Origin of the sequence: Desulfovibrio cuneatus DSM 11391, assembly GCF_000430005.1 — a bacterium.
Lineage (GTDB): Bacteria > Desulfobacterota > Desulfovibrionia > Desulfovibrionales > Desulfovibrionaceae > Frigididesulfovibrio > Frigididesulfovibrio cuneatus.
The window spans coordinates 94,549-111,147 of record NZ_AUCY01000011.1 but is presented as its reverse complement, the minus strand read 5'-3'; the positions used below and the strand labels follow the sequence as shown (position 1 = coordinate 111,147).

Here is a 16,599-nt window from a genome sequence, read left to right as displayed (position 1 = left end):
ATGGAGTGACAAGGCGGGGCGCAGGCGGCTACGCCGCCAAAGCATGTACCCCGCCGCTGGAACGGAAAAAGGTAGACGGTAGTCGCGAGCGTAGCGAGCCGTGGAGTGACAAGGCGGGGCGCAGGCGGCTACGCCGCCAAAGCATGTACCCCGCCGCTGGAACGGAAGAAGGTCGGCAGGGGAACAGAGTCCCCCAATTACAACCAATACATTCATGTGCAATACTTTCGAGCGGAAGAAAAGGAGTCCCCCCCCTTGGCCCACAGTCCCGCGTGCATAACCATTGAAGGCACAACCTACCCGGCAAGTGCCTTTTCCCCAAAAGCCCTGCCAGATATTGCCTGGCGCTCTGCCCAGCATAAAGAGCTTGCGCTGTTCTTGCAGCAATGGTTTGCCCCTGCTCCAAGCCTTACCCTGCACACCTCCGGTTCCACAGGTACACCAAAACTGCTGGTGGCAGAAAAAAGCCGTATGCTGCACAGCGCCGCCATAACCTGTGCGCACCTTGGCCTGCACAAAGGGCACACTGCCTTGCTTTGCCTTTCCCCCCAGTACATTGCCGGAAAAATGATGATTGTACGGGCCATTCAGGCCGGGCTGAACCTGCATGTTGCCCCGGTTTCCGGCACCCCCATGCTGGAACATTACGGCACCATAGACCTTGCCGCCATGGTGCCCTTGCAAGTACACAACGGCCTGCAAAACCCACATGCGCGCACACACCTGTATGCTGTGCGCCATTTACTTGTGGGGGGCGGCCCTGTGCCGCATGAGCTTGTTACTGCGCTTACCCATTTTCCGGGGCAGGCCTGGGCCACCTACGGCATGACAGAAACCCTTTCGCACATTGCCCTGCGCCGCATCAATGGGCCTTGCCAGCAAACAGGGTACACCCCCCTCACGGGGGTAAGGGTGTGGCAAACAGCCAGGGGCACCCTGGCCCTGCATGCCCCACAAGTGTGCCCACAGGAACTGGAAACCAACGACATTGTCACCCTGCATGAGGACGGCAGCTTCACCATTCATGGGCGAAGCGACAACATTGCCCTGTGCGGCGGGCTTAAAGTGCAACTTGAAGAAGTTGAAGCCCTGCTGCACCCGGTGCTGGGCACATCCTTTGCCGTTACCGCCTGCCCCCACGCCCAACTGGGGGAAGTGCTGGTGCTGGTAAGTGAACAACCTGTGAACCAACAGGCCGTTGCCGCCCCCCTGCACCCGCACATGCGACCAAAACATTTCGTGGTGGTGCCTGCCTTGCCCCGCACACAGGCCAGTGGAAAAATAGACAGAACTGCCCTGAAGCAACTTGCCTGCCAAACCCTTGCCACACAGAGCAAGGTAAACTAGGATCCGCCAAGGGAAAGCGCTACATAATGGCAATAATATATTGAGGAAGAACACAATGCCGCTTACGCTACTTATCCGTTCTGCACTGGCTGTTTTCCTTACAGTGCATGAGGCAAAATTTAATTCCTTCCTATTGTATCCATCTTTTAGTTGACCTTTTCCCACTGCGAGCCTATATAACAAGTAGAGTTTAGGAAGTGCTTTTTTGGTATTTTACCAAAACATAGCCATAAGGAAGGATTTATGTACAAGAACATACACTCCTGCATTTTGGGCCTTGCGTTATTCCTGTTTACTGCGGGTGCTTGCTTTGCAGGCCCCGTGGGAACAGTAATTTCCTTGAAGGGTGAAGCCTTTGCGGAACGTAGCGGAAGTAAAGTTCCGTTAGCCTTGAAAGCAGGGGTTGAGCGTGGTGACACCATTGTAACAGCCGCCACCGGAAAAGTGCAGATTTTTTTTGAAGACGATACAACCGTAACCATTGGCCCAAATGCCCGCCTGCAAATGCAGGACTTTGCCGCTGACGGCAAAAAACCAGTTTTTAAGGCCCATATTCTGGAAGGCATGGCCCGTGTTATTACTGGCAAAATAGTGGAACAAAACCCCTTGGGCTTTACGGTAACCACGCCGGAAGCCACCGTGGGGATTCGTGGCACAGTGCTTACCATTAACAGCCGCCAGGGCAACACAGCGGTTTTTGTGGAAAGCACCCTGAAAACCGTATATTTGAACGATGTGGTTGTGCCGCGTGGCTTTAAAGCTGCCAGTTCCAACCTTACCCCTTCGGTCATTACCCCGGCAGACCTAAAAGCCATTGAAGCCGAAGTGGGCGGGGCAACCCCCACCAAGTCATCTTCTGCCTCCCAGTCTGGTTCTGGCTCCGGCGACTCTTCTTCTGGCAGCGGTGATTCCGGCGGCAGCGCTGGCGCTGTGGCTTCCTCCACCGGGGGTGGCCTTAGCTCATCCACTTCTGCCAGCACAGGCGGCGGCGCTGGCCCAAACAGTGCATTGGCAAGCAGCACCACGGCAACGCAAAACAACAGCGCAGCCACTTTTGCTGCCCTCAGTGAAAAGTTGCAGCCCAAAAACGACAACCAAAATTCAACACCCACCCCTGGCCCAACACCCACCCCTGACCCAACACCACCCCCTGACCCAACACCACCCCCTGGCCCAACACCACCCCCTGGCCCAACACCACCCCCAACACCCATCCCGGTGCCACGGCCAACGCAAGGCATAGTATCAGGCTCACTCACTGCCGGAAGTGGCAACCTGTTTGCCACAGGGACACAGGGAACATTCTCCTTTGACTTCAACTTGAGCACGGGTGCAGCGACAAACGGCAATATGCACATGAATGACGGAAGCAAGTCCATGACCCTTACAGGGGGGAGTGGTGGCCGCTTCACTCCGACTGATTCAGTTGCCTTAACTGGCTTCACAGGTTCTGCCTTGGTGAACGGGGTTACGAAAATGTTAATCCCCGGCTCGGCACGCCTCCAGGCAAACAATAATTCCTGGACAGATTTAGTGAACGGAAATTCCGTAACCGGTATTTACGATGCCACATTTACAGGAAATACTCGTTCTTCCGGATCATTCGAATCTACCCAAAACATAACCCCATAAGTTTTTTCAGGGCATGGGCTGAACACCGACCAAAATTCAAAACGACACACAAGTTATACCAAAAGGCAAAATACTTACTGTATTTTGCCTTTTGCTGTTTTAGAGTACCCCCGTACTGCTTTGCTTTTCCAAATTAATCTGGTATCCTCTACACATAAATTCCGATTGATGCATAAGGGCTTAGAGGTTTTCATGGTACAGGTACTCCGTTCTTACTTCTTCAGTCTCATTTTGTGCACGGCTTTGCTGTGCTCTATGGCTGAAGCACATGCTGCGGCTTCCCTCCAAGGGCTTAGCGAGCAAGCAGCCAAGGCAGAAGCGGCCAGCTTGCTGCAGCAAGGTAAGTTTATGGAAGCGTATGCAGAATATACCCAACTTCTGCGCCAATACCCTGCCGACCCGGAAGTAAACCTGGGCCTGGCCCGTTCTGCTGTGGGTTCACAACGGTTGAACCAGGCCATTATGGCCTATGAACGGGTGCTGGAAGTGTTCCCCGCTGAAGCTACGCTTTATGACGAGCTTGCCCAAGTGTACGTTGTTCTTGGCGACACCACAAATGCCCTGTTGGCCATGGAACAAAAACAGGCCCGGGCCGGAACAGACCCGGCAGCAGATGCGGCCAAAATCAAGGCCTGGTCAAACCAGGTAAGCCGCCACCAACTGCACGGCAACGTGCGTTTAGGGGCCATGTACGACTCCAACGCCAACCAGGGCCCTGCTTCCAACAAAATGATGCTTGGCAACTGGAACATCGAATTTCCCAATGCAAAGCATATAGAGTCGTTTGCGGGCTACGCAGGAGCCATGCTGGATTACAGTTGGCGCATGGGGCAAAACAGCCCATGGTACATTGTAAGCGATTTACAAATTTTCTCACGGGGAAACACAAGCAACAAACTGCGCCACAGCAGCACCAGAAGCTCCCTTTGGGCACGGGGGGCGGCAGGGCTGCGCCGCCTTGGCCAGCGTAGCCTATGGGACATACGTGTTAAGGCAGAAGCGTTTGATTATGAACTGTATTCCCATATTTGGAGCACAGGCCCGGAACTTATGTATGCCTATGCTGTTAGCCCCAAAGTGCAAGTTATTGCCCGCGGCGGAATAGACAAGCGCGACTACGCACGCGACAGAACAAAAAACGGGTTGTACAGTAACGCTGGTTTGTATGGCCGCTTTTTTTTTGGCAGTAACAGCCAACACGAATTTATGCTGGGCGGCAAATACACCAATGGCATGGCAAAAATTAACGATTATTCCTCCCATGGCTGGGAAGCTTCGGCAAACCTGATGTTCCGCCTTCCCAAGGGGTTTGAATTCGGCCCTTTTGTTGCCTATGGCAAAGACTACTACAAAGGCCCCGCAACTATCCTGGACCTTGAAAAACGTGAAGAAGAACGCGTGCGCATGGGAGTTAGCCTGAACTATAATATTACGGCTGCCTGGAAAATTGAAACAAGCTATCAGCGCATACAAAACAATTCCAACAGTGACATATACAAGTACAACCAGGACCTTGTTTCCGTTGGTATCGCCTGGTCATTCTAAAGAGAATGCTGCCTTAATCCCTTTGCACCTCGTTTTTTTACTCTGGCGGCAACAGCCCCGAATGGCACAGCAATACAAAAAAAGTTCACATATGCCTTGGGCTGCAATGTTATATTGATATCAAGACACACCTGGTCACCTGAACGAAGTAACTATTAAATATTTTTTTCATTTTTTTCTTGCCATGATAAAACTTCCTTGATATAAACGAACCTTCTTGTACATACTTGTTTTGCATATGGATGCGAAACGTCATGTGCAAAACTTTTTTTTCACGAGGTTTTTTGTGAGCAAGTCTATTTATGTGGGCAACCTGCCCTGGTCGGCAACGGAAGATCAAGTTCGTAATCTCTTTTCCCAGTACGGTACTGTGAATTCCGTAAATCTGGTTTCTGACCGTGAAACGGGCCGCGCCCGTGGCTTCGGTTTTGTAGAAATGGCTGCTGCCGATGCTCCTGCTGCTATTCAGGCACTTGACGGCTCCACCATGGACGGCCGTAGCCTGAAAGTTAACGAAGCACAGCCCAAAGCTCCCCGCCAGCCCCGCTACTAGCAACTGGCGCAGTTTTGCGCAAACCTTCCAAACTGCTTGAAGTAAAAACCCCGGTTCGCCGGGGTTTTTTTTATCTCTGCCGCATTATGCCCATTCTAAGGTAATACTGCCTGAATTAGTATACCGGAGTCGGCCTAAGCAAACGACCAAAGTCACACTGCCTACTGTTTTTCCCTCCCAATTGAGTGCACGTTGTGACTGAAACCCTGTGCGCTGTTGTGCTATTTAGCACAATATGATCATTACTCCTATTATAGTACAACGTTGGGGTACAATAATTTTCAGGCCTCGTGCATGTATGCAGATTACCGCATACATATAAAACAACGCAAACCAGCCATTGACCACACGTACCTATACTGGTATAAAATACCACCAGCTATACACAATGTCCTGAAGCCCATTGTCAGCACTGGCATAGCCACACTGCGCAGTCGCCCCTCTTGTTCCATAGCGGAACAACACCCACGTTACCTGACTCATCACATTGTGTGGTTGCCTCTTCCGAGCATACCACATGTGAAATAGTCGCTTAACGGCGAGCAATGCTCACCTACAGCCGATTTGACTTGCTACATCCTGTGCCCCGCTTTGCAGCGGGGGCGCGTAGTTCCCCATTTCATTCCGCTGTCCGGCAGAATTGTCGTCATAAGAATTTTTGCCCAGTGCGCATGGGATTTTGTCTAAGCCCCCTATTCCCCCACCAAGCACTTTGTTTTCCCTCTTTTGTCCCTTCCTCTCGCAACACGATAAAGGAAACTACCATGACTCAAGGTATACAGGCATTTTTGCCCTATGCTGCCCCCATACCCGGCCCTGCTGGCTGGATAGAGGTATTAAGCTTTATTACCTTTACCGCCCACCTTCTTCTTATGAATGCGCTTGTGGGTACATTACTGCTGGCAGTGCTGCGCTGGCGCAGCCCCCATGCTGCGGTGCGCCAAAACCTGGAAGATAGCCTGCCCATGCTGCCAAAAGGCGTGGCCCTTACGGTAAACCTTGCTGTACCGCCCCTGCTGTTTTTACAGGTTCTGTATGGCCGTTTTTTTTATAGCGGTTCCATTATCCAGTCAGTGTGGTGGCTTGGAATAATGCTGCTGGTAATGATGGCCTATTACGGCCTGTACCTTGCCGCAGCAAAGGAAAATGGCCGCAGGTTTGTGCTGGGTATTGCTACCTGCCTGTTGCTGCTTACCGCATTTATTTTAACCGCCAACGCGGCCCTGGTGCTTAACCCGCAAGTGTGGCCAAATTGGTTGCCGGAACGGGCCAGTGCCCTGCTGCTTGCCGGGGCAGGCACTGTGGTACCGCGCTTTCTGCACTCCTTGCTTGCCTGTATGGCTGTGGGTGGCTTGTGCCTTGCCGGGCTTGCGACCCTGCGCCAAAATAAAGGCATTGCCGGGCAAGAACCTGCCATTACCCAAGGGCTTGCCTGGTTCCGCCATGCCACCCTGGGGCAACTTGCCGTGGGCACCTGGTACTTTTTCTCCCTTACACCGCAGCAACAACATTTTTTACTCACAACTCCTGCCATTCATGCCTTGTATACTTTCCTTGGGCTTGGCATGGGCCTTGGGGTGTGGTTAAGCCTGCGGGCCAAAGTATGGCAAACCGTTGGCGTGGCCGCTTTTTTGGTGGCCACCATGGTGGCCGTGCGCGCGCTGCTACGCCAGTTTGTGCTTATGGGGGTTCAGGCCGGTTCCATGCCCCCGGAATATGCCGTGCCACCAAGTGTGCTTGTGCTGTTCCTTGTCAGCGTCCTGGGCACTTTTGCGGGTATCTTTTGGGCCTTACGTCTTTGTGCCAGGGCCTATAGCACGCCTTCTGCGGCGCAACCGCAACATACCAAGGAGGCATAAACATGAACTTTCCTGCACTTGAAATACCGTATATTAACGGCGGCCTGCTCATTGCCATTATTGCCGTGCTGCACATTTTTGTGGCGCAAATAGCTGTGGGCGGCGGCTTTTTGCTGACGTTTGCTGAAGCAAAAGGCCACCGTGAAAATAACCCGGAAATATTACAGTGGGTGCAAAAGCACACCAAATTTTTCCTGCTGGTCACCATGGTGTTTGGTGGCCTTTCCGGGGTGGGCATATGGATGGTTACCGCCCTGGTTTCCCCCACGGCAGTGTCCTTTCTGGTGAGCAACTTCATGTATGCCTGGGCCAGCGAATGGGCTTTTTTTCTTGGGGAAATTGTAGCCCTGCTCCTGTATGCCGCCACCTTTTCCCTGTGCCTGCAAGGCCGCATGCGCCCCAAAGACCACATGACCCTGGGCTGGATGTATGCTGCCTTTGCCTTTCTTTCCTTGGTGGCCATTAACGGGGTTGTCAGCTTTATGCTTACGCCGGGGGAATGGGCCGGGCCGGAAGATTTCTGGACAGGCATACTCAACCCCACCTTCTGGCCTGCCCTTGTGTACCGCTTTGCCAACTCCCTGATGCTTGCAGGGCTGTTTGGCATGGTTACGGCACTTGGCATTAAAGGTGCCCCCACGCGGGAACGCATGCTGCGCTGGAGCGCAGTGTGGGTGGTGGGTTCCTTCCTTGTGCTGGCCGCTTCTGCTGTGTGGTATGCAGCAGCCCTGCCGGGTTTTGGCCCTGGCTTTTCCCTGCCTCCTGCCCTGCAACGCGGCAATGCAGACATTCGTCCCTTTGTGGAACTGTTCATGGTGGTTACGCCCTTGCTGCTGCTGGCAGCAGTGGTGTTACTGCTGGTACTACACCGCTTGCCAGCCCCCGCCCGCATGGCGCTGGTGCTGGTGGTATTGGGGCTTTCCCTTGCCCAGCTCGGGGCCTTTGAGTGGGTGCGTGAAACCGCGCGCAGGCCGTATGTTATTTACGGAAAAATCTATTCCAACGACATTCCCCTGGAAGAAGGCGAACGCATGAACCGCCAAGGGGCGCTTTCACCCTGGGCAGGCAACCACGACCTTGCCACAGCAGAAGGCAGCATGCAGGCCGGGCGTTTCCTGTTTGCCCAGCAATGTGGTTCCTGCCACGGGCTGGGTGGCCCCATGCTGAACATTGCCCCGCGTGTTGCCGGGCGTGGCATGGCTGGCATTGATGCCCTGTTGGCTGGCCAAGGCAGGCTGAACCTGTACATGCCTCCCTTTTTTGGCACCCCGGAAGAACGCAGGGCCCTGGCTTTTTACTTAAGCCAGATGTTCCCAGCCCATTAATAGCAATACTGAGAGTTATCGCACGTGGGTTACCCTGGTAGCCCACCCTGCGCTCCAATAGTGACAGAACCAGTGTTTTCTATAACCTGCCAAGGATACGCCATGAGCAAAAAATCCTCTTATCTCTATCCCCTGTGGATTGCCGGGGTCACCCTCAGCCTGGTCTTTTTCGGGGCTTCGCTGTGGTCTGGCCCTGCCTCCGTGCCCCCGGTACCAGAAAATGCCTTACAAAAGGCCACTGCCCCCCCAAAGCAAGACCAAAATAAAGACTATGATGCTGAAGCAGTTACCATTCCGCCCTTTGACCCCGCCAGCAGCCAGTATGTGCTTTCGGTGTGGAGCAAAAACGGCCTTACCCAAATTATCGACCCCACTCCGGCCTGGAGCCTGCTGCCACCCGGCACCGTGCTGGAAGCACAGCTTATTCACCGTGGCCCAGACCTTGCCGTGGCGGACAAGGACATAACCCTCCGTTACAGCCTGGACATTTCCCCGCAAGGCCCCTTGCAGGACGCAAGCGGCAACCCCTTGCCCCGCACGGGCACCTTTACCCTGAAGGAAGGGGATGTGAGCGTGTTCACCACTCCGGTTATTCCCGCCATGCCCTACAGTGGCAAGGGCAGCTTCACCCCCTACCCCCTGGTAACGGTGGAAGCCGTGGATAAATCAGGCACAGTGCTGGCCACCACCCGCACCGTGTTGCCCATGTCCACCGAAATGGGCTGTAAAAACTGCCATACGGGCGAGTGGCGGGTTGAAGGCCGGGCTGGCATGGACACCGCCACCGCAGGCGACATTTTGCGTGTGCATGACCGCATTAACAATACCCAGCTTGCGGCCCAAGCGGCTGCTGGCAACCCCATTAACTGTACAAGCTGCCACAGCCTGGAAAACAACACCGGGCTGAACCTTTCCGCCGCCATTCACGGCTGGCATGCCGCCTACATGGGCAAACAAGGGGCTGAGGCCTGCGCCTCCTGCCACCCTTCCGGCCCGCAAAGTGTTACCTGGTTTGCCAACGACCTGCACGCCGCCAAAGGGCTGGACTGTACCCGCTGCCATGGCTTTCTGGAAGACCACGCCATTTCCCTGCTGAACCACGAAAGCAGTGCGGGCAAAGCCGCTGCCCAGCGCCTTGCCGGGGCCATTGCCCCGCGCCTTGCCAGCACGCAGGATAAAATAGCTCCGCGCATTCCCCGGGTGAACATGCCCTCATGCGCAAGCTGCCACGACTTTACCACCAAGCCTTCCACTGAAACGGCCTCGGCCTTCAACAAGTGGACCAAAGATGAAAAGGCCCTGTTCTCCAATTCTGTGGACGACTCCGGGCAACTGCGGTGCAGCACCTGCCACGGTGCCCCCCACGCCCTGTACCCAGCGGAAAATCCCTTTGGCCGCAACCGCAGCAACATTCCCCCCGTGCAGCACCAGCAGGTGGCTGCTCCCTTTGGGGCCTTTGGTAACTGTGCCGTGTGCCACAACACCCCCATGGACGTTTCCATGCACCACCCCATTGTGGAACTGCCCACCCGCAGCATTACCGCACCACAGGGGGCTGTGTTCACCCGGCCACGTGCCGTGTTCCCCCATGCCGGGCATGCCCGCCTGGATTGCAAAAGCTGCCACCACACAGGTTTTGTAGACGGCAAGCCCCTGGCCTGTGCCCAGGAAGGATGCCACAGCAAGCTGCCTGGCCCCGGCGTAAGCCCGGAAGACCCGTTGTTGTTCCGCAATGCCTTCCACGGTGCCGTGCGGGGCTGCCAGCCCTGCCACCTGGAAATGCGTAGCCAGGGTAAAGCCAGTGGCCCCATTCAGTGCCGCGCCTGCCACATAGGGAACGACTGATTTTTTGCGTTTGGTTGGGGGACGCTGTCCCCCATACCCCCTGCAAGGGGAATGATTCCCCTTGACCCCCATTTACGTTTGCGTTTTCGCTGTGCGAAAACGTAAACGTTGATGCGGGTTCCAAGGGCATCATGCCCTTGGCGGTGGGTATTAGGGAGGCAGAGCCTCCCCAAGTAATAGAGACACACTTATTAACTGGCATTATGGAAACGCGCAGTTATTTCGTTTGGCAAGGCGCTAGCTTTTTTTGAAGCAGGAGTGACAATTCTTCAGGAAAGCGGAATTGGGAACTGCCCGAAGGGCGGGAGTCGAAGGCCGAGGCCCAGGACGGGCCGAGTCAACTCTTCCGTCCTCGACTGTTTCAAAAAAAGTGAAGCAACGCCGCAAAACGGAATAAATCAGCGTTTCCATAGAATAATTACAAAGGAAGGCATTATGAAACGTCGTACCTTTATACAAGCAATGGTGGCCGGGGGGGCAGTAAGCGCCTTTGGCGGCCTTGGCATAAACCTTTCCCGGGCAGCCCAGCAGACAGAAGCCTTCAAGCTGGACAAAGCCACCATTACCACTTCCATATGCTGTTACTGTGCCGTGGGCTGCGGCATTTTGGTGTGGTCCAACCCGCAAACCAAACGCGCCATAAACATTGAAGGCGACCCGGACCACCCCACCAACGGTGGCACCCTGTGCCCCAAAGGGGCCAGCATGTGGCAAACAACGGAAAACCCCCGCCGGGTTACTTCCGTGCTGTACCGTGCCCCCGGCAGCAGCCAGTGGGAAGAAAAAAGCTGGGACTGGGCCTTGCCGCGCATTGCCCAAAAAATTAAAGACACCCGCGACAAAGGCTTTGAAACCAAAAACGCCAAGGGCCAAACCGTAAACCGCACCACCGCCATTGCCTCTGTAGGTTCTGCTGCGCTAGACACGGAAGAAGGCTGGCTGTACCAGGCAATTTTACGCTCGTTAGGCATGGTCTATATTGAAAGCCATGCCCGCATCTGACACAGTTCTACTGTAGGGGCTCTGGCAGAGTCCTTCGGACGCGGTGCAATGACGAACCACTGGATTGACCTGAAAAACAGCGACGTGGTGCTTATTATGGGCAGCAACGCCGCAGAAACACATCCCATTTCCTTCCGCTGGGTAACCAAGGCCATGCAACGCGGGGCCAAGCTTATTCACGTGGACCCACGTTTTACCCGCACATCTGCCAAGGCAGACATGCACGCCCACATTCGCTCCGGTTCCGACCTTGCCTTCTGGGGTGGCATGATTCTCCACATTCTGGATAACGAGCTGTATTCCAAAGACTATGTGGTGGCCAACACCAACGCCTCCTACATTGTGGGGCCGGGGTACGGGTTTGAAGACGGCTTGTTCAGCGGTTTTGACGAGGCAACCAATAAATACGACAGGGCCAAGTGGGGCTTTGCCACAGAAGGCGAAGGCGTTAGCCAGAAAGACCCCACCCTGCAAGACCCCCAGTGCGTGTTCCAGGTAATGAAGCGCCACTACAGCCGCTACACGCCGGAAATGGCTTCCAACGTAACAGGCATTCCCCAGGAAACCTTGCTGCAACTGTGGAACACCTTTGGGGCCACGGGCAGGCCAGACAAGGCTGGAACCATAATGTACGCCATGGGCCAGTGCCAGCACACCGTGGGCGTGCAGAACATTCGCGCCCTTTCCATGGTGCAGTTGCTGTTGGGCAACATTGGCATTGCCGGGGGCGGGGTAAACGCGCTGCGCGGTGAATCCAACGTGCAAGGCACAACCGACATTGCCCTGCTGGCAGACAACCTGCCCGGCTACCTGCCCATACCCAAGGTTTCTGCCCCCACCCTGGCAGACTACATAAAACTGGGCACCCCCATTACCAAAGACCCCAAAAGCGCCAACTGGTGGAACAACACCCCCAAATACATCGCTTCCTACTTAAAGTCGCTGTACCCCAAGGCAGAACTAGAAACAGCCTATAGTTACCTGCCCAAACTGGAAGATACCAAAATAACCGACTACGAATGGCTGAACCTGTTTCACCGCATGATGGAAGGCGGTTTTACCGGCGCTTTTGTGTGGGGGCAAAACCCCTGTGCCGGGGGTGCCAACGCCAACAAAAACCGCAAGGCCCTTGCTACCCTGGACTGGATGGTGGCGGTAAACCTGTTCCACAACGAAAGCACAGAGTTCTGGAAAGGCCCTGGCATGAACCCGGCAGACATTAACACCGAAGTGTTTTTCCTGCCTGCCGCCATGAGTGTGGAAAAAGACGGTTCTGTCATCAACTCCGGCCGCTGGATGCAGTGGCGCCACAAGGGGGCAGACCCACTGGGCGACTCCCGCAGCGATGGTGACATTATGCTGGACATGTATGATGCCATACGCGCCCTGTATAAAGAACAGGGTGGAACCTTCCCTGAACCCATTTTGCAACTGGACACCGACTACCGGGAAAACAAGGCCTACAGCGCCGAAAAAGTGGCAAAACGCCTTAACGGGCAGTTTTTAAAAGACACCACCGTAGGCGATGTGACCTTTAAGGCCGGGCAGCAAGTGCCGGGTTTTGCCGCCCTGAAAGACGACGGCAGCACAAGCTGCGGCTGCTGGATTTTTTCCGGCAGCGTTACCGAAGCAGGCAACCTTATGGCCCGGCGCAACCCCACCCAAACAGAGCAGCAAAAAAGCATTGGCCTGTATCCCAACTGGACGTTTGCCTGGCCTGCCAACCGCCGTATTCTTTACAACCGCGCCAGTGTAGATGCCCAGGGCAACCCCCTGGACCCCACCCGCCCCGTTATTACCTGGGACGGCAAAAAATGGAGCGGCGACGTGCCCGATGGCGCATGGCCCCCAGGGGAGCGCCTGCCCTTTATTATGGTGCGTGAAGGCCGCGGGCAGTTGTTTGGCCCTGGCCGGGTGGATGGCCCCCTGCCGGAGCACTATGAACCCTTTGAAAGCCCCCTGGACCACAACCCCCTTTCCGGCCAGCGGGTGAACCCCGTGGCCGTTACCTTCAAGGGGGAAGAAAAGGCCGTGCGCGACAAGCGCTTCCCTTACGTGTGCACCACATACAGGGTAACGGAGCAGTGGCAGTCTGGCACCATGACCCGCAACACCCCGTGGCTGAAGGAAATGCAGCCTGAAGGTTTTTGCGAAATAAGCCGTGAACTGGCCGCAGAACTGGGCATTGAAAACGGAGAACGGGTGGCAATGGAATCCATTCGAGGCAACGTGCAGGTGGTGGCCCTGGTGACCCCGCGCATAAAGCCCATGCAGATTATGGGGGAAACAGTGCATGAAGTGGGCCTGCCCTGGCAGTTTGCCTGGGGCCAAAAACCCGGTAGCGGCAACGATTCCGCCAACGTACTCACCCCTTCTGTAGGCGACCCCAACACCGGCATTCCGGAAACCAAAGCGTTTATGGTGAACGTGCGTAAGCTGTAGTGTGATTTGCACGAAAAAAGCGCGTTCAACGCCATACCGAATAAGGATATACCCATGAACGGAAAAACCTTTTTCATAGACCAAACACGCTGCACAGCCTGCCGGGGTTGCCAGGCAGCCTGCAAGCAGTGGAAAAATAACGGCTACACGGAAACCAGCAACACGGGTTCCTACCAAAACCCGCCGGACCTTAACGCCCAAACCTTCAAGCTTGTGCGCTTTAATGAAGTGGAAGTAGATGGCGTGCTTAAATGGCTGTTCTTTCCTGAACAGTGCAGGCACTGCCTTGTACCTTCCTGCAAAATGGCGGCAGACGCCCAACTGCCAGGGGCAATACTCCAGGACGAAGCCACCGGGGCCGTGCTGTATACGGAAAAGACCGCCAAGGTGGATTACCGCATGGTGCGCGAGGCATGCCCTTACGATATTCCCCGGCTGGACGCTGCCACAGGGCGCATCTATAAATGCAACATGTGCATAGACAGGGTGCAACAAGGCATGCAGCCCGCCTGTGTGCAAACTTGCCCTACCGACACCATGCACTTTGGCGACCGCGATACCATGATGCGCCTTGCCCTGCAACGGTTGCAAGAAGTGCAGCAACGCACCCCCACTGCCCTGCTGGCAGATTCCGAAGCCGTGCGCGTGCTGTACCTGTGTGAACAGCCACCGCAGTACTACCACGGGTATATGGTGGCAGACTCCGGCAGAGTGTTCAAACACAATGGCCCACTGGTGGCAGGGGTTAGCAGGCGGAAGGTGCTGGGGTTGTAAGTTGGTAAGAAGAAAGAGAAAATAGAGAAGACGAAATAAGGAAACGCCATGAGTTGTGCACACTCATGGCGTTTTTTTTGAAGGATTCCCTGAATAGGGGTACCTGGGGAATCTATTTTTTCAAATCAGCAACGAGCTGTGCAAGTTCCTTGGCATTGCCCTTCATGGTATCAATCAGCTTCATACAATTGGCAAGATTCTCAGTATCTTCATAAATCATGGTTTGAATGGTGGCGCTGTTTCTGGCCACACTATGGCTGGTTGCTGCCTGCTCTTCCGCAGCAGATGCGATGAAGTGCAGTTGCCCGGCAGTGCTTTCAATGGCCGCTGCAATATGGTCCAGGCGTTCTTCTGCTTCCGTTACGTTGGTAATGGTACGCACAATGGCGCTTTCAGCTTCTTGCATGTGGTGCCTGCTGTCTTGCGTACCAGTTTGAATACCACTTACGGTTTGCCCCACTTCCTGCGTGGCCTGTGTTGTTTTTTCAGCCAGTTTGCGCACTTCATCGGCTACCACGGCAAAACCGCGTCCGGCCTCCCCAGCGCGGGCCGCTTCAATGGCTGCGTTCAGCGCCAGCAGGTTGGTCTGGTCTGCAATGTCCAGAATAATACCCATAACCCTGCCAATGGAGTTTGCCTGTTCGCCAAGTGCATCCAGGCTTTGCTGCACATGCCCAGCCTTGTTTTGCACATCGTTAATGCCCTTAACCACCATTGTCATGTTCTGCTTACCGGAACTGGCTTCTTTGCTGCCTTGTTGTGCATTTCCTGAAGCATCAGAAGCATTTTTTGCCACTTCCGTCACAGAGGCGCTCATTTCATCCATGGAACTGGCTGTTTCGGTAATAATGCTTACCTGGCGCACAAGGCCGTTGTTGGTGACATTTATGCTTTGTTCAAGGTTAACAGTGGCTTCACCAATTTTTTGAACAATATTCTCAAGCTGGCCTGCTGCCTGCAACATCCCATCGCGCCGGGCATGTTCGGCTTTTTCACCTGCTTCACGGGCCTGTTCAAGGGCTTGTGCGGCTTTCTGCGTTTGTTCTTCTGCTTCCGCAGTTTTGGTTTGTGAAGTGCTAATAAGCTCGCCAAGGCTGCCTATCATACTTTCAAGGCTATGTTGCAACTGCCCCACTTCGCCCGTGAACCGTTCAACAGGGAGAGCTGTTAAATTCCCCCCGGCTACCTGGCTTGAAGCTTCAACCAACACGCTAATGGGCCGGGCAATGGAACGGGCAATAAAAAAGGCAAGTCCGCTTACCAGCAACAGCATACCAAGCCCGGCATACAGAACGTTAAGGCTAGACTGAACGGCCCCGGCAAGCACTTCGCCTTGTTCACGCAGCACTACAAGCTTCCACCCGGTTGTGGAAGAAACATACACCTGCACAACATGCGTTGTGCCGCTTATTTCTGCTTCAAAGCGACCTTCCTGCATGGAGCCTATACGGTGTAACAACGGGCTATTCAATTCTGCAATGGTTTTCCCAATGTTACCCTGGTTATTCTTGTCCACCAGCAGGGTTCCTTTTCCATCAAACACCATAACGTACCCAGTGTTGCCAAAGCGCATATCACTTAGGGCCTTGGTAAGGGTTTGCAGGTTAAAATCAACCGAAGCCACGCCAATGGCCGCACCCGCAGCGTCCCTTACCCGGTGCATAACGCTGAGCACTACCATTTTGGTGGATGAAACATACGGCTGGGTAAAGCTTACCTCTGCGGAACTTTGCATACCTGTGGTAAACCATTCGCGGGTACGTGGGTCATAGCCTGCTGGCAGCGTCACACCTGGGAATATAACAAGGCCTGCATCTTTAAAGCCGGCATACACAAGTTCATAAGCGGGGTTAGGCTTGGCTAACATGGAAAAAAGATCAAATATTTTTTGGCCTTGTGGGGTCAACGTTGGCCTGTCAACCAAAGTGTCTTTTGTCGCACCAGTTATAGGGGTAAGGCGCCCCAAACCTTCTCGCAGTTCTGGCATAGTAGCCATGTGGCGCACGGTGTTGGCGGCACTATCCATATACACCTTGATAATGTCATCAATACGGCGTAACTGCCCGGTGGCTTCTTCACTAAAAGCCCCCAAGGCATAGGTACGGAAGTTGACAAACACGAGTGAACCAATAACCGCCACCGTAAGCACGGTTGTCAGAATAAAGGCCATGAGCATTTTAAAGCGGATGGTCATAACACACTTCCTGGTATTGAATGAAAAGCTACTCTCGTAGCAGATAGTAATAATTTACCAATATAATCGGCTAGTCTGCTA

General features: G+C 54.5%; 10 protein-coding genes. 9 read left to right on the top strand and 1 reads right to left on the bottom strand.

Going from position 1 to position 16,599, the window contains the following annotated elements; all coding sequences use genetic code 11:
• Nucleotides 1-255 precede the first annotated feature (255 nt).
• The 9 genes from G497_RS16250 (at nt 256) to G497_RS0102015 (ending at nt 14,324) form a co-directional block, all read left to right on the top strand.
• Complete coding sequence (locus G497_RS16250; protein WP_051257739.1) at nt 256-1,347, top strand: AMP-binding protein; 1,092 nt, start codon at nt 256-258, stop codon at nt 1,345-1,347.
• Nucleotides 1,348-1,590: 243 nt separating this feature from the next.
• Entirely contained in the window at nt 1,591-2,979 is a 1,389-nt protein-coding gene (locus G497_RS0102055; RefSeq protein WP_027186901.1) for a FecR family protein, read from the top strand.
• Nucleotides 2,980-3,234: 255 nt separating this feature from the next.
• Nucleotides 3,235-4,524 carry a surface lipoprotein assembly modifier gene (locus tag G497_RS0102050; RefSeq protein ID WP_027186900.1) on the top strand — a complete coding sequence of 430 codons (1,290 nt, stop codon included), beginning with the start codon at nt 3,235-3,237 and terminating at the stop codon, nt 4,522-4,524.
• 286 nt (nt 4,525-4,810) lie between these two features.
• Complete coding sequence (gene rbp, locus G497_RS0102045) at nt 4,811-5,077, top strand: RNA-binding regulator (RefSeq protein WP_027186899.1); 267 nt, start codon at nt 4,811-4,813, stop codon at nt 5,075-5,077.
• 764 nt (nt 5,078-5,841) lie between these two features.
• Nucleotides 5,842-6,936, top strand: a complete 1,095-nt coding sequence (locus tag G497_RS16245; RefSeq protein ID WP_051257738.1) for a hypothetical protein — start codon at nt 5,842-5,844, stop codon at nt 6,934-6,936.
• 2 nt (nt 6,937-6,938) lie between these two features.
• Nucleotides 6,939-8,261 carry a c-type cytochrome gene (locus G497_RS0102035; RefSeq protein WP_027186898.1) on the top strand — a complete coding sequence of 441 codons (1,323 nt, stop codon included), beginning with the start codon at nt 6,939-6,941 and terminating at the stop codon, nt 8,259-8,261.
• A gap of 102 nt (nt 8,262-8,363) precedes the next feature.
• Complete coding sequence (locus G497_RS16240) at nt 8,364-10,106, top strand: cytochrome c3 family protein (protein WP_051257737.1); 1,743 nt, start codon at nt 8,364-8,366, stop codon at nt 10,104-10,106.
• Nucleotides 10,107-10,541: 435 nt separating this feature from the next.
• A complete protein-coding gene (fdnG, locus tag G497_RS0102020) occupies nt 10,542-13,550 on the top strand; it encodes a formate dehydrogenase-N subunit alpha (protein WP_084515884.1) in 3,009 nt (1,002 codons plus the stop codon).
• A gap of 54 nt (nt 13,551-13,604) precedes the next feature.
• Nucleotides 13,605-14,324: a 4Fe-4S dicluster domain-containing protein gene (locus G497_RS0102015; protein ID WP_027186895.1), complete on the top strand. Its 720-nt coding sequence runs from the start codon at nt 13,605-13,607 to the stop codon at nt 14,322-14,324.
• A gap of 112 nt (nt 14,325-14,436) precedes the next feature.
• Here the strand turns inward: G497_RS0102015 and G497_RS0102010 are convergent, their stop codons facing one another.
• Nucleotides 14,437-16,518, bottom strand: coding sequence for a methyl-accepting chemotaxis protein (locus tag G497_RS0102010; protein ID WP_027186894.1), 2,082 nt, complete (start codon nt 16,516-16,518; stop codon nt 14,437-14,439).
• Nucleotides 16,519-16,599: the final 81 nt, after the last annotated feature.

What these genes read in the sequence shown, in the direction of transcription:
- G497_RS0102010 (WP_027186894.1), bottom strand. Translation starts at nt 16,518, where the DNA reads ATGACCATCCGCTTTAAAATGCTCATGGCCTTTATTCTGACAACCGTG.
- G497_RS16245 (WP_051257738.1), top strand. Translation starts at nt 5,842, where the DNA reads ATGACTCAAGGTATACAGGCATTTTTGCCCTATGCTGCCCCCATACCC.
- G497_RS0102035 (WP_027186898.1), top strand. Translation starts at nt 6,939, where the DNA reads ATGAACTTTCCTGCACTTGAAATACCGTATATTAACGGCGGCCTGCTC.
- G497_RS0102055 (WP_027186901.1), top strand. Translation starts at nt 1,591, where the DNA reads ATGTACAAGAACATACACTCCTGCATTTTGGGCCTTGCGTTATTCCTG.
- G497_RS0102015 (WP_027186895.1), top strand. Translation starts at nt 13,605, where the DNA reads ATGAACGGAAAAACCTTTTTCATAGACCAAACACGCTGCACAGCCTGC.
- G497_RS16240 (WP_051257737.1), top strand. Translation starts at nt 8,364, where the DNA reads ATGAGCAAAAAATCCTCTTATCTCTATCCCCTGTGGATTGCCGGGGTC.
- G497_RS0102050 (WP_027186900.1), top strand. Translation starts at nt 3,235, where the DNA reads ATGGCTGAAGCACATGCTGCGGCTTCCCTCCAAGGGCTTAGCGAGCAA.